Source organism: Streptomyces solicamelliae (genome assembly GCF_045348655.1).
GTDB lineage: Bacteria > Actinomycetota > Actinomycetes > Streptomycetales > Streptomycetaceae > Streptomyces > Streptomyces solicamelliae.
The window spans coordinates 3,970,333-3,990,614 of sequence record NZ_CP160404.1 but is presented as its reverse complement, the minus strand read 5'-3'; the positions used below and the strand labels follow the sequence as shown (position 1 = coordinate 3,990,614).

Sequence of the window (20,282 nt, the reverse complement as noted above, 5' to 3'; positions counted from 1 at the left end):
CTCATTCCAACTGCCGACACCCGTACTTGGCCTCCTGACCCCGAACGCCGACAACCGTCCTAACCCGATGGTGCGAGACGATGTTCCCGCAGGCCAGGCAGTTACCCGCGTCACCACTACGCCGATGGCGAACGTGAGCTGCCGAAGACCGCGTGTCGTCCCTTCCCACAAGGAATGTCTTACCCGTCCGCACTGACACTCCATGCGGATCACCAGGGTTCCCTCCGCTACGGGCGAACATCCTTGCGCCGCCGAATGCACCCGTGAACCTCGCCCCCATCACGCTGCGCGACTGCACGGAGACCAGGCGTCACCGGCGGCGTAACCATTCGGCAGTCGCGGGAGTTCCCCGGGCATGGCGCTGACCGTTCCGCTTCCCCGCTCGTCGTCCGAGGACGGCGGGCACGGCCTCACGCGGTGGTACGAGCACGGGCTCGGCTGGGCGACGGTCCCCGGGCCGCCGGTACTGCTGCCGACCGGGCTCCGGTTCGACGTGCTGGAGCTGCCGGCGGCGGCCGGGCACGCGGTGCTGCGGCGGGTGGGCGGCACCGGCCCGGTGGCCCTGATGGGGCGCCGGATGCGGCTGCTGGTGGCCGCGGGGAGCGCGGAGGAGCTGCCGGGGCTGCTCGACTGGCTGGAGTGGGGCGGGATCGCCCTGGACCTCGCCGGACTCGGCGCCGGCGGCCGGATCACCGCTCCCGTTCCCCCAGGATGGTGCGGTTCCGGCCGGCCGGGCGCCGCCGTGTGGCTGCGGCCCCCCGTGCCCGGCCGCGAGGTCGAGTCGTCGCTGCCGGCCCTGCCGGCGCTCGGAGGTCCCGGGGACGCCCCGGGCCTCGTACGACTGGTGGAGGCGGCGGCGACGGAGTGCCACCGACTCCGGCTGACGCGCGGTCGTCAGCCGTTGGCCTTCTCGTAGGCCTCGCGGACCGTGGCAGGGACGCGGCCGCGGTCGTTGACCTCGTAGCCGTTCGCCTTGGCCCACGCGCGGATCTCCGCGGTGTCCTTGCTGCCGGCCGCGGCGACGCGGCCCTTTCCGCGACCGGAAGCCGCGCGGCCACCGGTGCGCCGACCGCTCTTGGTGTACGGCTCGAGCAGGCCGCGGAGCTTGTCCGCATTGGCGGTGGTGAGGTCGATCTCGTAGGACTTGCCGTCCAGCGCGAACGTCACGGTCTCGTCCGCCTCGCCACCGTCGAGGTCGTCGACAAGAAGGACCTGAACCTTCTGTGCCACCGGATTTCCTTTCATCGAAAATGCAGTACGCGGAAAGGAAACCGCTTTTCCCGGAAAAACACAAACCCCTGGCAGAGGTTCAGAAGCCCGGCAGTGCGGGAAACGTGCGCGATTCGGACATAGGGATCCCGTACTGCATCCCGTACTGCATCCCGACTGCATCCGGTCTGCTTACGATCACAGGTGCAGAAGCATCCGGCTGTTGCCCAAGGTGTTCGGCTTCACTCGTTCGAGACCGAGGAACTCGGCGACGCCCTCGTCATAGGAACGCAGGAGCTCGCTGTAGACATCTCCGTCGACCGGTGTCTCGCCGATCTCGACGAAGCCGTGCTTCGCGAAGAAGTCCACTTCGAAGGTGAGGCAGAAAACACGCCGGACGCCGAGCCATCGCGCCGTGTGCAGCAACTTGTCCAGCACCTGGTGTCCCACGCCGGCGCCCTTGAAGTCGGGGTCGACGGCGAGAGTGCGCACTTCCGCGAGGTCTTCCCACATCACGTGCAGCGCGCCGACACCGACGACGACTCCGTCGCTGTCGCGTTCCGCGACCCAGAACTCCTGGATGTCCTCGTAAAGCGTCACCGTCGCTTTGTCGAGCAGGATGCCACGGCGTGTGTACGGGTCCAGGAGGCGGCGGACGGCGGCGACATCGGCGGTGCGGGCGCGGCGTACGGTGACGGCTTTCGCCGCGGTTGCGGAGTCGGATGCGGAGGACGTCGACATGGAGGGACGTTATCGCTCCGGACCTGCGGTGTCCGCGTCGCCCTCGGCGGTGGGGGCGGAGAGGGCTTCCGGGGGATTCGGGGTGTCCCGCTGGACGATCCGGACGGCGTCGTCGAGGGCTTCGCGCTGCTCGGCGGACATCATCCCGAAGAACGCGACGAGCGCGGCGGCGGGGTTGTCGCTCTGTGCCCAGGCCTCGTTCATCAGCGCGGCGGAGTAGGCGGCGCGGGTGGAGACCGCCGTATATCGATAGGCCCGGCCCTCGACTTCCCGGCGCACCCAGCCCTTCTGATGGAGATTGTCCATTACGGTCATGACGGTGGTGTAGGCGATGGACCGTTCCTGCTGGAGATCCTCCAGGACTTCCCGGACGGTCACCGGGCGGTTCCATTGCCAGACGCGCGTCATGACGGCGTCTTCGAGCTCTCCCAATTGACGGGGCACATTGCCACCTTAGTCCGCGATGCCGGAATGGCCGGTTATTGACGGAGCGGAGACCGGAGCGGAGACGCAGGGAGCGCGCAAAAAAGGGCGTACGGCCACGAGACGTGGTCGTACGCCCTGGTGGCGTGGCGTGTCGCGGGCCGCGGTCAGCGGCTGCCGCCCTCCGCCTGCACCTGGCGGGCGGCCTCCGCGCGGGCCAGTGCGGCGTCCACGGCCGCGTCCTCCTTGGCCTTGTTCGGACCGCCCTGGCTCTTGACGATCGTCACGACGAGGCACGTGAAGAAGACGGCCATCACGACGGGGGGGAGGAGCGCGGATACGTATTCCATGGCGTCCAGAGTAGCTATCCGGCGACGCGTTCCTCGGGCGGGGGCGGCGGTACCGGCCGCCGGCGCGGCGGGAACACCTCGGAGGGCTTGGGGACCGGGCGCTCGACGGGCTTCGGCGCCGGCTTCGGCCGGGGCTTGGGCTCGTCCGCGGACCGCCCGCCGGGCAGCGCGAGCAGCCGGGTACGGGGGGCGGGGGCGGTGGCCCGCGCGAGGCGGGCGCGTACGGAGCGCTCCGCGAGCTCGGCGCACCGCGCGAGGAGCGCGGCGGCGACCGGCCGCGCGCGCAGCGAGCGCAGCGCGGCGAGGTCCTCGGGGCGGGGGTCGTAGCCGGCGGCCAGGGCGTCCTGGAGCAGCTCCAGATAGCCGGGGGCGGAGCCGGGGAGGGCGGCGCGGTAGCGGCCGAGGTCGGCGAGCAGGAAGGCGCGCAGCCGCCCGGCCTCGCGGGCTGCCTCGTCGAGTGCGTCCGCGAGCCGCAGACAGTCCTGCACGTCCTCGTCGTCGAGGGGCGCCGGGCACAGGGCACCGGCGAGCGCGCGGCGCAGCACGCGCAGCTCGTCGGCGCCGAAGGCCAGGCCGCCGCGGGATCCGTATGGCGTGGGCATGCGGCGACGATACGCGCTAATCAGACAAACTTCGCGAATCACCCGATCCGTGGCGCGCCGACGACGCCTTACGCCGTACGGAGCCGTCAGAGGCGGCTGACGTTGCGCTCGTAGACCAGGCGGAGGCCGATCAGGGTGAGCCAGGGCTCGTGCACGTCGATCTCGGCCGCCTCGCCCAGCACCATCGGCGCCAGGCCGCCGGTGGCGATCACCGTGACGTCCGACGGGTCGCCCGAGCCCGCCAGCTCGCGCTTCATCCGGGCGACCACTCCGTCGACCTGGCCGGCGTAGCCGAAGACGATGCCGGACTGCATCGCCTCGACCGTGTTCTTGCCGATCACGTTCCGCGGCCGGGCCAGCTCGATCTTGCGGAGCATGGCGCCCTTCATGCCGAGCGCGTCCACCGAGATCTCGATGCCCGGCGCGATCGCCCCGCCCGCGTACTCGCCCCGCGCGGTGATCGCGTCGTACGTCGTCGCGGTGCCGAAGTCGACGACGATCGCCGGACCCCCGTACAGCTCGACCGCGCCGACCGCGTTGATGATGCGGTCCGCGCCGACCTCCTTGGGGTTGTCCGTGAGGATCGGGACGCCCGTCTTGACGCCCGGCTCCACCAGGACCGCCGGCACGTCCCCGTAGTACCGCCGCGTCACCTCGCGCAGCTCGTGCAGCACCGACGGCACCGTCGCGCAGATCGAGATGCCCTCGATGCCGTCGCCCAGCTCCACGCCGAGCAGCGGGTGCATGCCCATCAGTCCCTGCAGCAGGACCGCCAGCTCGTCGGCCGTGCGCCGCGGGTCCGTGGAGATCCGCCAGTGCTCGACGATCTCCTCGCCGTCGAAGAGACCGAGGGTGGTCTGCGTGTTGCCGACGTCGATGGTGAGCAGCATCAGACGGTCGCCTCGCGCAGGTCGAGGCCGATGTCCAGGATCGGGGACGAGTGGGTGAGGCCGCCGACCGCCAGGTAGTCCACGCCGGTCGCCGCGTACGCCTTCGCGTTCTCCAGGGTCAGCCGGCCGGAGGACTCCAGGACCGCGCGGCCGGCGACCAGCGCGACCGCCTCCTCCGTCTCGGCCGGGGTGAAGTTGTCGAGCAGGATCAGGTCCACGCCCGCCTCCAGGACCTCGCGGACCTGGTGCAGGGTGTCGACCTCGACCTCGATCGGGACGTCCGGGAACCGCTCGCGCACGGCCTTGAACGCCTGCGCCACACCGCCCGCGGCGACCACGTGGTTGTCCTTCACCAGCGCCGCGTCCGACAGGGACATGCGGTGGTTGACGCCGCCGCCGCAGCGCACCGCGTACTTCTCCAGGGCGCGCAGGCCCGGCGTGGTCTTGCGGGTGTCGCGGACCTCGGCCCTGGTGCCCTCCAGCGCGTCCGCCCAGCGGCGCGTGGCGGTCGCGATGCCGGAGAGCCGGCACAGGATGTTCAGCGCGCTGCGCTCGCCGGTGAGCAGGTCACGGGTGCGGCTGGTGACGGAGAGCAGCTTCTGCCCGGCCTCCACGCGCGCGCCGTCCTCGACGTGCCGCTCGACCTCGAACTCCTCGGTGCAGACGATCGAGAGCACCGCCTCGGCCACCCGCAGACCGGCCACCACGCCCGCCTCGCGGGCGGTGAAGTCCGCCGTCGCCACCGCGTCCTCGGGGACGGTCGCCACGGTGGTGACGTCCACCCCGCCGTCCAGGTCCTCCGCGATCGCGAGGTGGGCGATGTCCTCCACCTGGATCGGGTCGAGGCCCGCCTCGGCCAGCAGCTCCGCGAGCGCCGGGTCGAGCCCGCACTCGTACACCTCGTCGCCGCCGGCGCAGCCGCAGCCGTCGCCGCAGCCGCCCCCGGCGTCCGCCGTGGCGTTGATGTGGATCAGGGGCACGTCGACGGGCTCCGGACGTGCTTCTTCGGGCGTGCTCACGACTGCGGCTCCCAGGTTGCTTCGGGGGTTACGGGCGGAAAGTCTGCGGTGGCGGTGGGGGTGACGGCCAGTCCCCCGGCGGTCTGCCGCACGATCAGGTGGCGTCGCCAGGTTTCGTCCTCGCGCTCGGGGAAGTCCTCGCGCCAGTGACAGCCGCGGGTCTCCTCGCGCTCCAGGGCGACGGCGACGAGCGCCCGGGAGACGGCGAGCAGGTTGGCGGTCTCCCAGGACTCGGTGCCGGGCACGGCCGCCTTGTCGCCGAGGGCTTCGACGGCGTTGTCCGCGCTCAGCGCCTCCAGCCCGACCGACGCCTCCCGGAGGCTCTCCCGCGACCGCAGCACCCCCGCGTACGTGCTCATGATCCGCTGGATCTCGGTACGACGGGCCGGGTCGACGGCCGGTACGACGCCCGCGGCGGGGATCGTCTCCCGCGCGCCCTCGCGCAGCGGGCCGGACGCGGTGATGTCGTCGGCGATCCGCTCGGCGAAGACCAGGCCCTCCAGGAGCGAGTTCGACGCCAGCCGGTTCGCGCCGTGCACGCCCGTGCAGGCGACCTCGCCGCAGGCGTACAGGCCCGGCACGGTGGTCCGGCCGTGCAGGTCGGTGCGGACGCCGCCGGAGGCGTAGTGCGCGGCCGGGGCCACCGGGATCGGCTCGGTCACCGGGTCGATGCCGTGCGCCCGGCAGGCGGCGAGGATCGTCGGGAAACGGTTCTCCCACATCTCGGCGCCGAAGTGCCGGGCGTCGAGGTACATGTGCCGCGCGCCCTGCTCCTGCATCCGGCGCATGATCGCCTTGGCGACGATGTCGCGGGGCGCGAGCTCGGCCAGTTCGTGCTGCCCGAGCATGAAGCGGACCCCGTCCGCGTCGACCAGATGGGCGCCCTCGCCGCGTACCGCCTCGGAGACCAGCGGCTGCTGGCCCTGCGAGTCCGCGCCGAGGAACAGCACGGTCGGGTGGAACTGGACGAACTCCAGGTCGGACAGCTCGGCCCCGGCGCGCAGGGCGAGGGCGACGCCGTCGCCGGTGGAGACGGCCGGGTTGGTGGTGGCGGAGAAGACCTGGCCCATGCCGCCGGTGGCGAGGACCACGGCCGGGGCGTGGACGGCGCCGACGCCGTCGTGCTGCCCCTCGCCCATCACGTGCAGGGTGACGCCGGCCGTACGGCCCTCGGCGTCGGTGAGCAGGTCCAGGACCAGGGCGTGCTCGACGGTGCGCACGCCCCGCTCGCGTATCGCCTCGACCAGCGCCCGGGAGATCTCCGCCCCGGTCGCGTCGCCGCCGGCGTGCGCGATCCGGCGGCGGTGGTGGCCGCCCTCGCGGGTCAGCGCGATCGTGCCGTCGGCCGTCCGGTCGAAGTCCGCGCCGGTGGCGATGAGCCGGCGGACCGCGTCCGGGCCCTCGGTGACGAGGGTGCGCACGGCCTGCTCGTCGCAGAGCCCGGCGCCGGCGACCAGGGTGTCGTCGAGGTGCTGCTCGGGGGTGTCGCCCTCGCCGAGCGCGGCGGCGATGCCGCCCTGCGCCCAGCGGGTGGAGCCGTCGTCCAGGTTGGCCTTGGTGACGACGACCGTGCGCAGCCCGGCGGCGGTGCAGCGCAGCGCCGTGGTCAGGCCGGCGACGCCCGAGCCGACGACCACGACGTCGGCCTCGACGGCCCAGCCGGGGGCGGGGGCGTCGAGGCGTATGCCGCCGGACACGTGAGGCGCGGACACGTGACTTCCGGTCACTGGGCGGCTCCGAAGTTCAGGGGGAGGTTGTCGATCAGCCGCGTCGTCCCCACGCGGGCGGCGACGGCGAGGATCGCCTCGCCGTCGTGGTCGTCCGGGACCTCGGTGAAGTCGGCCGGGTCGACCAGGGCCAGGTAGTCCAGGGTCAGCGGCGGATGCCCGCCGGCGGCCTCGTCCAGGACGGCGCGGGCCGCGGCCCGTACGGCGTCGGCGCCGCCGCCCTCGCCGGCCTGGGCGACGGCGTGCGCGTCGGCGGCGGCACGGGCCTCGCCGATCTGCGACAGGGCCTCGGCGCGGGTCTCGGAGGCGGGCAGGGACGCGGCGCGGGCGCGCAGCGCGTGCTGGGCGCCGAGCCGGTCGCGGGCGGCGAACAGGGCGCGGGACAGGGCGAGCGCGGTGCGCCGCTCGGCGGGCGAGAGGTAGCGGTTGCGGCTGGACAGGGCCAGGCCGTCCGGCTCGCGGACGGTCGGTACGCCGACGATCTCGACCGGGAAGTTCAGATCGCGGGCCATCCGGCGGATCAGGGCCAGCTGCTGGGCGTCCTTCTGGCCGAAGAAGGCGACGTCCGGTCGGGTGAGGTGGAGCAGTTTGGCGACGACGGTGAGCATGCCGTCGAAGTGCCCGGGCCGGGACGCGCCCTCCAGGAGCCCGCCCATGGGCCCGGCGGTGATCCGGACCTGTGGCTCCCCGCCGGGGTAGACCTCGTCGACGGACGGGGCGAACACGGCGTCCGCGCCGGCCTCCTCCGCGATCTTCAGGTCGGCGTCGAGGGTGCGCGGGTAGCGGTCGAGGTCCTCGCCGGCGCCGAACTGGAGCGGGTTGACGAAGACGGTGACGGTGACGTGGCCCTCGGGGCCGACGTGGGCGCGGGCGGCGCGGACCAGCGTCGCGTGGCCGTCGTGGAGCGCGCCCATGGTCATGACGACGGCCCGGGGACCGGCGGCCCCCCGGGTGCTCAGCTCGGCGGCCGTGCGGACCGGGACGAGGCTCATCGGTCGTCTCCCTGGGACGTGGTGGGGCGCTCGGCGAGGACGCCCAGCAGGTCCTCGGCGAGTTCGGGCTTGAGCAGGCCGTGGGCGAGGGCGCGGTCGGCGGTGGCGCGGGCCATGGCCAGGTAGCCGGCGACCGTGCCGGGGGCGTGCTTGCGCAGCTCGGTGACGTGCGCGGCGACCGTGCCGGCGTCGCCGCGGGCGACCGGGCCGGTCAGGGCGGCGTCGCCGGAACGCAGCGCGTTGTCGAGCGCGGCGCCGAGGAGCGGGCCGAGCATCCGGTCGGGGGCGGCGACGCCGGCGGTGCGGAGCAGGTCCATCGACTGGGCCACCAGGGTGACCAGGTGGTTCGCGCCGAGGGCCAGGGCCGCGTGGTACAGCGGGCGGTTGTCCTCGGCGATCCACTCGGGCTCGCCGCCCATCTCGATCACCAGGGCCTCGGCGGCCAGCCGCAGCTCGTCGGGCGCGGTCACGCCGAAGGAGCAGCCGGCCAGCCGCTGGACGTCGACGGGGGTGCCGGTGAACGTCATGGCGGGGTGCAGGGCGAGCGGGAGCGCGCCGGCCCGCCGCGCGGGGTCGAGGACCTGGACCCCGTACCGCCCGGAGGTGTGCACGAGCAGTTGCCCGGGCCGTACGGCGCCGGTCTCGGCGAGGCCCTGGACGAGGCCCGGCAGGGCGTCGTCGGGCACGGTCAGCAGGACCAGTTCGGCGTGGGCCAGCACCTCGGCGGGCGCCATCAGCGGCACGTCCGGCAGGAGGGCGGCGGCGCGCCTGCGGGAGGCGTCGGAGACGCCGGAGGCGGCGACCGGACGATGCCCGGCGAGCTGCAGGGACGCCGCGAGCGCGGGTCCGACGCGGCCGGCGCCGACGACGCCGACGGTGAGCCGGGCGGGGCGGTCCTCGGCTCGGGCTTCTGGTGGTGCGTTCACGCTGACGGCGGCCTTCCGTTCCAGTCCTCGGCGGGTACCGGACGATTTCTGGCCATGCTACGCCAGCGTTTCGCAGGGTTTCGCGGCCATCCACAGGCTGTGGGCGGCAGTGTGATGATCAGCGCATGAATGACTCGGAAGACGTGGAGCAGGAAGCACGACGACGGCGGGCCACGGCCTGGTACGCCGCGGAACGGGCGCTGTGGCACAGCCCGGCGGAGGCCTCGGTCGGCGAACGGCTGACCGAGCTGAGGGAGCTGCTGGACGTCGCGCACCGGTTCTCGGACCCGTACGAGCTGGTCGACACGTACGGCGGCGGTCCGGTCGCCGCGGTGGAGGAGCGGGTGGCGGAGCTGCTCGGCTTCCCGGCGGCGGTGTACTTCCCGACCGGGACGATGGCCCAGCAGGTGGCGCTGCGCTGCTGGGCGGGGCGGACCGGCAGCGACGTCGTCGCGCTGCATCCGCTGGCCCATCCGGAGGTCCACGAGGACGGGGCGCTGGGCGCGGTGAGCGGGCTGCGCACGGTCCACCCGACGACCGAGCCCCGGCTGCCGACGGCCGAGGAGGTGCGGGACCACCCGGAGCCCTTCGGCACGCTGATGCTGGAGCTGCCGCTGCGGGACGCGGGTTTCGTGCTGCCGGCGTGGGACGAGCTGGTCGACACGGTGGACGCGGCCCGCGAGCGGGACGCGGTGGTCCACTTCGACGGGGCGCGGCTGTGGGAGTGCGGCCCGCACTTCGGCGACCGGGACCTGCGGGAGATCGCGGGGCTCGCGGACAGCGTGTACGTGTCGTTCTACAAGTCGCTCGGCGGCATGTCCGGGGCCGCGCTGGCGGGGCCCGAGGACGTGATGGCGGAGGCGCGGGTGTGGCGCCACCGGTACGGCGGGCTGCTCTTCCAGCAGTACCCGGCCGCCCTGACGGCGCTGCGCGGCCTGCAGGAGGAGCTGCCGCGCCTCCCGTCGTACGTCGCGCACGCGCGGACGGTGGCGGAGGCGCTGCGGGAGGCGTTCGCGGAGGCGGGGGTCCCTTGGTTCCGCGTCCACCCCGAAACCCCGCACACCCACCAGTTCCAGGTCTGGCTGCCGTACGACCCGGAGGTCCTCACGGCCGCGGCGGTGCGGCTGGCGGAGGAGACGGGCACGGTCCTGTTCCGGCGCTGGTTCCCCGGCCCGGCGGGCGGCCCTCCGGGCGTGGCGGCGACGGAGGTGACGGTCTCGGCCCCGGGTCTGGAGTGGACGGCGGAGGACGTCCGGGAGGCGGTGCGGGAGTTCCTGGCGCGGGTGGACTGACCGGCTCGGCCGGACCGGCCGGCTCCCTCAGGCCGCGCCGCCGCCGGCGCGGACCAGGCCCGTCTCGTAGGCCAGGACCACGACCTGGACGCGGTCGCGCAGGGCCAGCTTGGTGAGGATGCGGCCGACGTGGGTCTTCACCGTCGCCTCCGAGAGGACGAGCCGGGCGGCGATCTCGCCGTTCGACAGGCCCTGCGCGACCAGCATCATCACCTCGCGCTCGCGGTCCGTCAGCTTCTCCAGCGTCTTGTCGACGGCCCGAGTCTCCTTGCCGGAGGAGGGGAGCATCGGCGAGAAGCGGTCGAGGAGGCGGCGGGTGGTCGACGGGGCGACCACCGCGTCGCCGCTGTGCACCGCCCGGATCGCGCCGAGCAGCTCGCTCGGCGGCACGTCCTTGAGCATGAAGCCGCTGGCGCCCGCCTTCAGGCCGGAGAACGCGTACTCGTCCAGGTCGAAGGTGGTCAGGATGATCACCTTCGGCGGGTTCTCGCCGGCGCAGATCCGCCGGGTCGCCTCGACCCCGTCGAGCTTCGGCATGCGGACGTCCATCAGCACCACGTCCACCTGCGTCGCGCGCAGGTTCTCGATCGCCTCCGCGCCGTCGCCCGCCTCGGCGACCACGTCCATGTCCGGCTGGGCGGCCAGCACCATGCGGAAGCCGGTGCGCAGCAGCACTTGGTCGTCGACGAGCATCACGCGGATGGACATGGGGTTCCTTCGGGTCTCGGGGCTCGGGCTCGGGGCGAGTTCGGCGGGTGGGTGCTACGCGGGTTTCAGGGGGAGCAACGCACTGATTCTGAAGCCGCCCCCCGGCCGCGGGCCCGCGTCCAGGGTGCCGCCGACCATGCCGACCCGCTCCCGCATGCCGATGAGGCCGTGGCCGCGGCCGTCGGCGCCCCCGTCCTCGTACATCTCCTGCGTCGCGCCCCGGCCGTCGTCCTCGACGAGCAGGCCGAGACCGTCGTCGAAGTAGACCAGCCGGACACTGGCCCCGGCCTCCGGTCCGCCGTGCTTGCGGGTGTTGGTCAGCGCTTCCTGCACGATCCGGTACGCGGTGAGCTCCACGCCGCTCGGCAGCTGCCGCGGCGAGCCCTCGATCTTGAAGTCGACGGTCAGCCCCGCCTGCCGGACCTGCTCGACCAGGTCCTCGATCTGCTGGACGTCCGGCTGCGGCACGTACTCGCCGGCCTCCTGGTGCTCCCCGGTGCGCAGCACGCCGAGCAGCCGCCGCATCTCGGCGAGCGCCTGCCGCCCGGTGCCGGCGATGGTCTCCAGGGCCTGCTTGGCCTGGTCCGGCGAGCTGTCCATGACGTACGCGGCGCCATCCGCCTGGACGACCATCACGGACACGTTGTGCGCCACCACGTCGTGCAGCTCGCGGGCGATCCGCGCCCGCTCCGCCGCGACGGCCACCTTCGCCTGCGCCTCGCGCTCCTTCTCGAGCCGGGACGCCCGCTCCTCCAGCTGCGCGAAGTACGCGCGGCGGGTGCGCAGCGAGTCTCCGAGCACCCAGGCGAGCGCGAACGGCACCGTCATGATCACCGTGAAGAAGACGTGCGCCGCCGTCGAGCCCTGGCCCTCCGTCGGCCATCTGAGCTGGGCCAGCGTCGCCGCGCTCAGGCCGCCGGCCAGCGCGAGGCGGGACGCCCAGCGCGGGCCGTCGTGCGCGGCGACCGTGTAGATGATCACCAGCATCGCGAAGTCCGCGAAGAACGGCATCAGGTCGAACGCGAGCTGCACCACGCCCAGCGCGATCGCCAGCACCAGCATCCGCTGCGGCATCCTGCGCCGCAGCGCCACGACGACCGCGAACAGCGCGCCGACGGCCCCGTACGCGACGGGCCGTTCGACCGACGGATAGCTGCTGACCACCCACAGCACGGAGAACCCGAAGAGGACGACGGCCCAGAAGCCGTCGACGCCCGTCGGGTGTCTGCGGAGGAAGTCATAGACGCGCTGCACGTGACCCAGCGTAGGGAAGGCGGACAGGTGCCCGGGTCAACCGGAGGGCCGATCCTTGCCGTGAGCACCGTACTCCGCAAGGTGGAGACTGGGCGCGTGACGGATGAGACGTGTCAGTGGAGCGGTTGGCGGCTCGCCACCGAGCGGGCGCTGTACGGGCCCGGCGGCTTCTACCTGCGGCCGGAGGGGCCGGCCGGGCACTTCCGTACGTCGGTGCACGCCTCGCCGCTGTTCGCGGGCGCGGTGGCCCGGCTGCTGACCCAGGTCGCGGACCGGCTGGGCACGGACGCGGTGGATCTCGTCGACGTCGGCGCGGGGCGGGGCGAGCTGCTGACCGGTGTGCTCGCGGCGGTGCCGGAGGGGATCGCGGTCCGGGCGTACGGCGTGGAGCGCGCGGCCCGGCCGGCCGGGCTCGACGCGCGGATCACCTGGATGGACCGGGTGCCGCGGGGCGTGCGGGGGCTGCTGTTCGCGAACGAGTGGCTGGACAACGTGCCGGTGGACGTGGCCGCCGTGGACGAGGCGGGGACCGTCCGGTACGTGGAGGTGCGGGCGGCGGACGGCGAGGAGCGGCCCGGGGACGAGGTCTCGGGCGCGGACGCGGAGTGGCTGGCGCGGTGGTGGCCGCCGTCGTCGCCCGGGGAGCGGGCGGAGATCGGGCGGCCCCGGGACGAGGCGTGGGCGGCCGCGGTGGCGTGCCTGGCCGCCGGGACCGCCGTGGCGGTGGACTACGGGCATGTACGCGAAGGGCGGCCGCTCTTCGGGACGCTGACCGGGTTCCGGGGCGGGCGGGAGGTGGCGGCCGTGCCGGACGGGTCGTGCGACGTGACGGCGCATGTGGCGATGGACGCGGTGTGCGCCGCCGCGGTGGGGGGCTCCCTGCTGACGCAGCGGGAGGCGCTGCGGGGGCTGGGGGTGGCCGGGGAGCGGCCGCCGTTGTCGCTGGCGTCGTCGGATCCGGCCGCGTACGTGCGCGCCCTTGCCTCCGCCGGGGAGGCGGCGGAGCTGACCGCGCGGGGCGGGCTGGGGGACTTTCTGTGGCTGCGGCACGACGTGTGAGAACGACGGGTGAAAACGAGAGGTGAGAACGGCTGCCCACTCCGCGGAAGGGGTGCCGCAACGGTTCACGCCCCGGGGATACTGTCCCCATGACGGAGACGACCATCGGTATCGGCGGGGCGGCGGAGAGCACCGACATGGTGCTGAACATCGGGCCGCAGCATCCCTCCACGCACGGTGTGCTCCGTCTTCGGCTGGTGCTCGACGGCGAGGTCGTACGGCACGCCGAGCCGGTCGTCGGGTACATGCACCGGGGCGCGGAGAAGCTGTTCGAGGCGCGTGACTACCGGCAGATCGTGATGCTGGCCAACCGGCACGACTGGCTCTCCGCGTTCTCCAACGAGCTGGGTGTCGTCATGGCGGTCGAGCGGATGCTCGGCATGGAGGTGCCGGAGCGCGCGGTGTGGATGCGCACGCTGCTCGCCGAGCTCAACCGCGTGCTGAACCATCTGATGTTCCTCGGCTCCTACCCTCTCGAACTCGGCGGCATCACGCCGATCTTCCACGCCTTCCGCGAGCGGGAGGAGCTGCAGGCCGTCATGGAGGAGATCTCCGGCGGCCGGATGCACTACATGTTCAACCGGGTCGGCGGCCTCAAGGAGGACCTGCCGGCCGGCTGGCTCGGCCGGGCCCGTACCGCGATCGCCGACGCACGGGCGCGGATGGACGTGTACGACCGTCTGGTGCTCGGCAACGAGATCTTTCGCGGCCGGACCCGCGGCGTCGGCGCCCTGTCCGCCGAGGCGGTGCACTCCTTCGGCGTCACCGGCCCGATCGCCCGCGCCTCGGGCGTCGACTTCGACCTGCGGCGCGACGAGCCGTACCTCGCGTACGGGGAGCTGCAGGACGTCCTGCGGGTGGTCACCCGCACGGAGGGCGACTGCCTGGCCCGCTTCGAGTGCCTGCTGGAGCAGACGCACAACTCGCTCGACCTGGCCGACGCCTGCCTGGACCGGATGGACGAGCTGCCGCCCGGGCCGGTCAACCAGCGGCTGCCGAAGGTCCTGAAGGCCCCCGAGGGCCACACGTACGCCTGGACCGAGAACCCGCTCGGCGTGAACGGCTACTACCTGGTCTCCAAGGGCGAGAAGACCCCGTACCGGCTCAAGCTCCGTTCGGCCTCGTTCAACAACATCCAGGCGCTGACCGTGCTGCTGCCGGGCACGCTGGTCGCCGACATGGTCGCGATCCTCGGCTCCCTGTTCTTCGTCGTCGGCGACATCGACAAGTAGGCGGGCCCAGGAAGAAGCCGCCGGTCCCGCGGAAGGCGGGACCGGCGGCTTTCTCCTTGCCTGCCGTCAGGAGTTGACCGCGCCCCGCAGCTCCGCCACGTCGAGCTGCTCGGTCTCGTCGTGCGCGGTCAGGTCGATGACCTGGCCGATGGCGCGCCCGGGGACGGGACGCGGGACGGCCGCCCCGGCGAGGACCTCCTCGCCCACCACGTCGGCGAGGTCCTCGTGCTGCACGGCCTCGATCGCGGCGACGGCCTTCTGCTGGCCGCTCTGCAGCTCCTTGGCGGTCTGGCCGGCCTGCAGTTCCTTGGCGGTCTGCCCGGGCTGCAGCGCCTTCGCGGCCTCCCCGGCGACCTGCGTGCCGAAGAAGTCGAAGCCGCCCTCGGGCCGCGGCGCGGGCCGGCGGGCGTGGTACGGGACGACGGCGGCCGCGGCCGGGACGGTACGGACGGCCGGCGCGGCCGGCACCGCGGGCAGCGCGGCGGCCGTACGGGCGTGCTGCCCGGTCCCGGCGGCGGCCGCGTGCTTCCCCTGCGGCTCCTCCTCCCGGGCCCGCTCGGCCAGGTCGCGGCTGCGGGCGGCCTCGGCGGTGCGCCGGGCCTCCTGGGCGGCGGCGTTGCGGGCGAGGTTCCGCAGGGCCTCGGCGGCCTTGCGGTACGCCTCCGGGGCCGGCACGGCCCCGGCGACGGGCAGCTCCTTGGCGGGCGCGGACGCCTCCAGGGCGAGCCGGCGGGTGCCCTCCAGGGCGCTGGCGCGGGCGGTCTCGGCGGTGGCGTACCGGCGCAGCAGCTCGGCGTGCTCGTTGCGCAGGCCCGCCAGTTCGACGCGCTTGGCGCGCAGCTTGGTCTCCAGGCGGACCCGCAGCTCGCGGGACTCCTCCAGGTCGGACTCCAGTTCGGCGATCCGCTCCTCGGCCTTCCACTGGTCGGCCGTGCGGGCACGGCCCAGCTCGGCGACCTTGCGGCCGGCGCTCCGGTCCCAGCTGCGCATGAGGACGGAGCCGGTGACCGCGGCGGCGGCCGCGGCCGCCACGAGCAGCCGCAGGACCAGCGGATCCGCGAACAGCCAGGCGCCTACCGCACAGACAGCGGAAGCGCCGGCGACCGCGGAGGGCGGCAGGAGCTTGTGCAGGGGCGGGGAATGGCGGTGGCGTCCACGTGGCATGGCCTGAAATTTACCGTGCGTAGGCGGCCTGTGGGGGGTCGCCCCCGCAAACTCTTCGGCCATCTCTTCGGACTGCTCCGGAATGGCCGATTCCCTTTGCTGCGCCGTTACTTCCCGAGCAGCCCCTTCGACTCCAGATAGGCCTTCGCGACGTCCTCGGGCTTGGCCCGCTCCGCATCCACCTTGCGGTTCAACTCGGCGAGATCGGCAGTGGTCAGCACCTTGGTGATCTTGTCGAGCGCGGCCGCGATCTCCGGCGCCCCGGCGTCCTTCGCATTGAGCACGGGCAGCACATTGTCGGCGTTCTGCAGCTTCTTGTCGTCGGCGAGGAAGACCAGCCCGAAGGACTCGATCGTGGCGTCCGTCGTGGTCGTCAGGACGACCTGGTCCACCCCGTCCTTCACGGCCTGCTTGGCCTGCGGGGTGCCCACGCCCTTGGGGTCGATCCCGGCGACGTCGATGCCGTACGTGGACTTCAGCCCGGGTGCGCAGAACGGCCGGACCGCGCATTCGTCGCCCGCCGCGATCTTCACCTTCAGCTTCGCCCGGCCGAGATCGGAAAGGCTGGCCAGCTTGTTCTTCTCGGCGAATTCCCGGCTCACCGCGAAGGCGTTCTGGTCCACCGCCTCGCCGTGCGCCCCGACCTTCAGTCCGCGCGGCTCGGCGAGCTTCCGCAGCGCCGCGACCGTCGCCGCCGGGTCGCTCGACGCGACCGGCTTCTGCTCGGGCGCCTTCGGGCCGTTCGCCTTGGCGTTCAGGAATTCCGCGAGGGTCGCCGCGTATTCCGGCACGATGTCGATCTCGCCCTTCTCCAGGGCGGGTTCGTACAGTTCGCGGTTTTTCACGGTGGTCACCGAGGCGTCGTAGCCGGCGTCCTCCAGGAGCTGCGCGTACAGCTCCGCCAGCACCTTCGACTCGGTGAAGGCGGCGGCGCCGACCACCAGGGTCCGCTTCGTCCCCTCCTTCGCACCGCCCGCCTTCTCCAGGCTGTCACCGCCGCACGCGGCCAGCCCGCCGGTCAGCGCCATGACGGCGAGCGCCGCTCCCGCGACGCGCGAGGTCCTGCTCACGAGATCACCCTTCTCCGTTGTCGAACGAGCCGGCCCAGCAGCCGGTCCGCGCCCACCAGCGCCGCCTCCACCAGAAGCGCGAGCAGCGCGACCAGGAGCGCGCCCGCCACCACCTGCGCGGTGTCGTACGTGGCGAAGCCGGCCGTGATGATCCGGCCCAGGCCGCCCTGGCCGACCATCGCGGCGATGGTCGCCGTGGCGATCACCTGCACGGCCGCCGAGCGCAGACCGGTCATCAACTGCGGCCTCGCCAAGGGGAGTTCGACCCTCCGGAACAGCTGTCCGCCGGACATCCCCATCCCGCGCGCCGCCTCCACGACGGCCCGGTCCACCTCCCGCACGCCCACATAGGCGTGGGTCAGCAGCGGCGGCACCGCGAACAGCACGAGCGCCGTCACCGTCGGCACATAGCCGGCGTTGCGCAGCGGCGACACCATGAACAGGGCGAGCACCGCGAACACCGGCACCGCCCGGCCCACGTTGGAGACGTTGATCGCCAGCGCCCCGCCCCGGCCCAGATGCCCGAGCCACAGCCCGAGCGGCAGCGCCAGCGCGCAGGCGACCAGCAGCGCGAGCCCGCTCACGTACAGATGCTCGGCGAGCCGCTGCCCCACCCCGTCCGCCCCGGCCCAGTGGGCGCCGTCGGCGAGCCAGGCCCAGGCCCCGGACACCGCGCTCATGCGACCGCCCCCCGGGCCGTGCGTATCCGCGCCCACGGCGTCAGCAGCCGCTGGACGCCCAGCAGCGCCAGGTCCGCCGCCACCGCGAGCAGCACGCACAGCACCGACGCGGCCAGTACCTGCGCCTTGAAGAACGTCGGCAGCGCGTCCTCGATCAGATTGCCCAGACCGCCCCGGCCCACGATCGAACCGACCGTCGTCAGCGCGATCGTCGACACGGTCGCCATCCGCACCCCGGCCATCACCGCCGGGAGCGCCAGCGGCAGTTCGACCTCCCACAGCAGCCGCCCCGACCCGTACCCCATGCCGCGCGCGGCCTCCCGCGTCTCGGCGGGCACCGACTCCAGGCCGGCCAGGATGTTCCGCACCAGGATCGTCAGCGAGTACAGCACCAGGCCGGTGACGACCAGCGAGGCCGACAGACCGAGGAGCGGCAGCAGCAGCGAGAACATCGCCAGCGACGGGATCGTGTACAGCAGCGTGGTCAGCCCCAGCACCGGCGCGGCCAGCCGCGGCCGGGCCCGTACGAGCAGGGCGAGCGGGAAGGCGACCAGCAGACCGAGCAGCACGGAGGCGGCGGTGATGCCGGCGTGCTGCAGCGTCGCGTCGGTCAACTCGCCGCTGCGGGTGCGCAGGTACTCCCCGCAGATCCAGTCGTTGGTCACCAGGCAGTTCGTCGTGCTCATGCGCCTCCCCCCGGTCGCGTCGCCCTTCCGAACGTCTGTGCAAAGTCCAGTACAGGGACCCTAACCCCCGCCACCGACAATCACCGAGGACCGCCACGATGCGGCAACACGCCCTTCACACGCTCCCGTCGGCGACCGGACACAATGGGGCGCATGATCCGGTTCGAGCACGTGACCAAGCGGTACGCGGACGGCACCACGGCGGTCGACGACCTCTCCTTCGAGGTCGCCGAGGGCGAACTGGTCACCCTGGTGGGCCCGTCCGGCTGCGGCAAGACGACCACGATGAAGATGGTGAACCGGCTGATCGAGCCCACCGAGGGCCGGATCCTCCTCGACGGCGCGGACGTCGCCGGCACCGACCCGGTCGCGCTGCGCCGCCGCATCGGCTACGTCATCCAGCAGGTCGGCCTCTTCCCGCACCGCACCGTCCTGGACAACACCGCCACCGTCCCCGCCCTGCTCGGCTGGAAGAGGAACAAGGCCCGCGAGCGCGCCGCCGAACTCCTCGACCTGGTCGGCCTCGACCCGGCCACCTTCGGCGACCGCTACCCCGAGCAGCTCTCCGGCGGCCAGCGCCAGCGCGTCGGGGTGGCCCGGGCGCTCGCCGCCGACCCGCCGGTGCTGCTGATGGACGAACCGTTCGGCGCGGTCGACCCGGTGGTCCGCGAGCGGCTGCAGAACGAGTTCCTGCACCTCCAGGCCACCGTCCGCAAGACGGTCCTGCTCGTGACCCACGATCTGGAGGAGGCGGTCCGCCTCGGCGACCGCATCGCCGTCTACGGGCAGGGCCGCATCGAGCAGTTCGACACACCCGCCGCCGTGCTCGCCGCCCCCGCCACCCCGTACGTCGCCGACTTCGTCGGCCAGGACCGCGGCCTCAAACGGCTCGCGGTCACCCCGATCACCCGTCAGGATCTCGAGGAACGACCGGCGGTGAGCAAGGACGCCGCCCCGTCCGTCCCGCTCGGCGCGCCGCTGAAGGACGCCCTGTCCACCCTGCTTCTCCACGACGCGGAGCACGTCCCGGTCACCGATCCGGAGCAGGGCGGCCGGGAGGTCGGCGTGCTCACCCCCGCCGCCCTGCACAGGGCGCTGCGGCGGTCCGTCAGCTCGCGCTGAGCCGGCCGCTCATCCACACCAGGGCCGGCGGGATCTCCCGGTTCCACGTGTTGAAGTTGTGGCCGCCGCTGTCCAGCATGATCGACGAGACCTTCGCCGGGGCCTTCACCTTCTTGATGAACGCCAGCGTCCCCTTCAGGTTCCCCTCGCCCTCCCGCGACGAGGTGACCAGGAACGACGACCGGCCCTGCGGCCGGTGGTCCAGGCTCCACAGCAGGTTGGCCCGCTTGCGGGCCCGGGTGTCCCCGTGGAACAGGTCGCCCGTCGTGACGTCCTCGGCGGCCTTGTAGTACGCGGACAGGCCGGCCCCCGCCGCGTACCGCTCCGGGTGGTGCAGGGCGATCTTCAGCGCGCAGTAGCCGCCGGTCGAGTTGCCGATGAAGCCCCAGTTCCGCGCCTTGGTGCCGACCCGGTAGGTCGCCGAGACCGCCGCCGGCAGGTCCTGCGCGAAGAACGTCTCGGTCTGCGGGCCGCCCTTGATGTCCACGCACTCGGTGTCCCGCGGCGGGGCGACCGTGGGCCGCAGCATCACCAGGATCATCGGCCGCATCTTCCCGTCCTTCACCTGCTGGAAGGCGGTCCGCGGGTACTTCAGGCCCTTCAGCAGGTTCTCCGCCGTGCCCGGGTACCCGGTCAGCACCACCGAGGCCGGAAAGGCGGTCCTCGCGTACGCCGGCTGGAAGTACTCCGGAGGCAGGTACACGTACGCCGGGCTGGTGACACCCGACCTGGCCCCCGCCACCACGATCTTCTGGATCTGCCCCCCGACCTGCGGCCGCTGCCCGCCCGGCACGTCCAGACGCTGCGTGCCGACCACCTTCACGCCGCTCTTCCCGGCCGAGTGGTCGACGACGACGCCGAGTTCCTGCTCCTGGCCGAACAGGTCCGCCCAGGAGCCGTAGAACAGGAAGGACTTGTTGGCCGCGAGCCCGACCGAGGCGAACAGCACGAGCTGGGTCGCCATCAGCAGACCGATCCGGCCGAGCACGGCGCGCCAGTTCCGGCCCGACAGGCGCGGCCACAGCCAGACCGTGGCGACGAAACACACCACGGCCAGCGTGACCGCCAGCGCCAGGACCTTGTTACTGGTGAGACCCATGAGGCGTTTGAACTTTCTTCGTCGAGAAATTTCCGGT

General features: G+C 73.0%; 22 protein-coding genes. 5 read left to right on the top strand and 17 right to left on the bottom strand.

Features of this window, described 5'->3' with window-relative positions:
- The first annotated feature begins 355 nt into the window (after positions 1-355).
- Positions 356-916, top strand: coding sequence for an SCO3374 family protein (locus ABZO31_RS18600; protein WP_406862357.1), 561 nt, complete (start codon positions 356-358; stop codon positions 914-916).
- On the opposite strand, the gene ABZO31_RS18595 is transcribed toward ABZO31_RS18600, so the two are convergent.
- The 10 genes from ABZO31_RS18595 to ABZO31_RS18550 all read right to left on the bottom strand — a co-directional run bounded on the left by ABZO31_RS18595 (position 895) and on the right by ABZO31_RS18550 (position 8,879).
- Complete coding sequence (locus ABZO31_RS18595) at positions 895-1,230, bottom strand: histone-like nucleoid-structuring protein Lsr2 (protein ID WP_393645454.1); 336 nt, start codon at positions 1,228-1,230, stop codon at positions 895-897. The genes ABZO31_RS18600 and ABZO31_RS18595 overlap by 22 nt on opposite strands.
- Before the next feature lie 177 nt (positions 1,231-1,407).
- Positions 1,408-1,950, bottom strand: a complete 543-nt coding sequence (locus tag ABZO31_RS18590; protein ID WP_406862356.1) for an amino-acid N-acetyltransferase — start codon at positions 1,948-1,950, stop codon at positions 1,408-1,410.
- Positions 1,951-1,959: 9 nt separating this feature from the next.
- The gene (locus ABZO31_RS18585) at positions 1,960-2,394 is read right to left on the bottom strand and encodes a BlaI/MecI/CopY family transcriptional regulator (protein WP_406862355.1); all 435 of its coding nucleotides are present in this window, start codon (positions 2,392-2,394) and stop codon (positions 1,960-1,962) included.
- Between the two features lie 146 nt (positions 2,395-2,540).
- Entirely contained in the window at positions 2,541-2,723 is a 183-nt protein-coding gene (locus ABZO31_RS18580; protein ID WP_406862354.1) for a hypothetical protein, read from the bottom strand.
- Positions 2,724-2,737: 14 nt separating this feature from the next.
- Positions 2,738-3,295, bottom strand: coding sequence for a hypothetical protein (locus tag ABZO31_RS18575; RefSeq protein ID WP_406865396.1), 558 nt, complete (start codon positions 3,293-3,295; stop codon positions 2,738-2,740).
- Between the two features lie 116 nt (positions 3,296-3,411).
- Positions 3,412-4,215: a type III pantothenate kinase gene (locus tag ABZO31_RS18570; protein ID WP_406862353.1), complete on the bottom strand. Its 804-nt coding sequence runs from the start codon at positions 4,213-4,215 to the stop codon at positions 3,412-3,414.
- A complete protein-coding gene (gene nadC / locus ABZO31_RS18565; RefSeq protein WP_406862352.1) occupies positions 4,215-5,234 on the bottom strand; it encodes a carboxylating nicotinate-nucleotide diphosphorylase in 1,020 nt (339 codons plus the stop codon). Before nadC ends, ABZO31_RS18570 begins: the two co-directional genes overlap by 1 nt.
- Positions 5,231-6,946, bottom strand: coding sequence for an L-aspartate oxidase (locus ABZO31_RS18560; RefSeq protein ID WP_406862351.1), 1,716 nt, complete (start codon positions 6,944-6,946; stop codon positions 5,231-5,233). The genes nadC and ABZO31_RS18560 overlap by 4 nt, the downstream gene beginning before the upstream one ends.
- A gap of 11 nt (positions 6,947-6,957) precedes the next feature.
- Entirely contained in the window at positions 6,958-7,953 is a 996-nt protein-coding gene (gene panC / locus ABZO31_RS18555) for a pantoate--beta-alanine ligase (protein WP_406862350.1), read from the bottom strand.
- A complete protein-coding gene (locus tag ABZO31_RS18550) occupies positions 7,950-8,879 on the bottom strand; it encodes a Rossmann-like and DUF2520 domain-containing protein (RefSeq protein ID WP_406862349.1) in 930 nt (309 codons plus the stop codon). Before ABZO31_RS18550 ends, panC begins: the two co-directional genes overlap by 4 nt.
- A gap of 125 nt (positions 8,880-9,004) precedes the next feature.
- Here ABZO31_RS18550 and ABZO31_RS18545 point away from each other — a divergent pair, with 125 nt between their 5' ends.
- Positions 9,005-10,171 carry a threonine aldolase family protein gene (locus tag ABZO31_RS18545; RefSeq protein WP_406862348.1) on the top strand — a complete coding sequence of 389 codons (1,167 nt, stop codon included), beginning with the start codon at positions 9,005-9,007 and terminating at the stop codon, positions 10,169-10,171.
- Between the two features lie 27 nt (positions 10,172-10,198).
- On the opposite strand, the gene ABZO31_RS18540 is transcribed toward ABZO31_RS18545, so the two are convergent.
- Entirely contained in the window at positions 10,199-10,879 is a 681-nt protein-coding gene (locus ABZO31_RS18540) for a response regulator (protein WP_406862347.1), read from the bottom strand.
- Between the two features lie 54 nt (positions 10,880-10,933).
- Positions 10,934-12,133: a sensor histidine kinase gene (locus tag ABZO31_RS18535; RefSeq protein WP_406862346.1), complete on the bottom strand. Its 1,200-nt coding sequence runs from the start codon at positions 12,131-12,133 to the stop codon at positions 10,934-10,936.
- 96 nt (positions 12,134-12,229) lie between these two features.
- Here ABZO31_RS18535 and ABZO31_RS18530 point away from each other — a divergent pair, with 96 nt between their 5' ends.
- Together ABZO31_RS18530 and ABZO31_RS18525 are read left to right on the top strand one after the other, a co-directional pair.
- Positions 12,230-13,192, top strand: coding sequence for an SAM-dependent methyltransferase (locus tag ABZO31_RS18530; RefSeq protein ID WP_406862345.1), 963 nt, complete (start codon positions 12,230-12,232; stop codon positions 13,190-13,192).
- 89 nt (positions 13,193-13,281) lie between these two features.
- Positions 13,282-14,424: an NADH-quinone oxidoreductase subunit D gene (locus tag ABZO31_RS18525; protein WP_406862344.1), complete on the top strand. Its 1,143-nt coding sequence runs from the start codon at positions 13,282-13,284 to the stop codon at positions 14,422-14,424.
- Between the two features lie 66 nt (positions 14,425-14,490).
- Here ABZO31_RS18525 and ABZO31_RS18520 read toward each other — a convergent pair whose 3' ends face one another.
- The 4 genes from ABZO31_RS18520 to ABZO31_RS18505 form a co-directional block, all read right to left on the bottom strand.
- Positions 14,491-15,588, bottom strand: coding sequence for a hypothetical protein (locus ABZO31_RS18520; protein ID WP_406862343.1), 1,098 nt, complete (start codon positions 15,586-15,588; stop codon positions 14,491-14,493).
- Between the two features lie 107 nt (positions 15,589-15,695).
- Positions 15,696-16,658 carry an ABC transporter substrate-binding protein gene (locus ABZO31_RS18515; RefSeq protein WP_406862342.1) on the bottom strand — a complete coding sequence of 321 codons (963 nt, stop codon included), beginning with the start codon at positions 16,656-16,658 and terminating at the stop codon, positions 15,696-15,698.
- Positions 16,655-17,338, bottom strand: coding sequence for an ABC transporter permease (locus tag ABZO31_RS18510; protein ID WP_406862341.1), 684 nt, complete (start codon positions 17,336-17,338; stop codon positions 16,655-16,657). Before ABZO31_RS18510 ends, ABZO31_RS18515 begins: the two co-directional genes overlap by 4 nt.
- The gene (locus ABZO31_RS18505; protein WP_406862340.1) at positions 17,335-18,024 is read right to left on the bottom strand and encodes an ABC transporter permease; all 690 of its coding nucleotides are present in this window, start codon (positions 18,022-18,024) and stop codon (positions 17,335-17,337) included. Before ABZO31_RS18505 ends, ABZO31_RS18510 begins: the two co-directional genes overlap by 4 nt.
- Before the next feature lie 153 nt (positions 18,025-18,177).
- Here ABZO31_RS18505 and ABZO31_RS18500 point away from each other — a divergent pair, with 153 nt between their 5' ends.
- Positions 18,178-19,146: an ABC transporter ATP-binding protein gene (locus ABZO31_RS18500; protein WP_406862339.1), complete on the top strand. Its 969-nt coding sequence runs from the start codon at positions 18,178-18,180 to the stop codon at positions 19,144-19,146.
- Here the strand turns inward: ABZO31_RS18500 and ABZO31_RS18495 are convergent.
- Positions 19,133-20,245, bottom strand: coding sequence for an alpha/beta hydrolase (locus tag ABZO31_RS18495; RefSeq protein ID WP_406862338.1), 1,113 nt, complete (start codon positions 20,243-20,245; stop codon positions 19,133-19,135). The two genes, ABZO31_RS18500 and ABZO31_RS18495, sit on opposite strands and share 14 nt — an antisense overlap.
- Between the last annotated feature and the right edge of the window lie 37 nt (positions 20,246-20,282).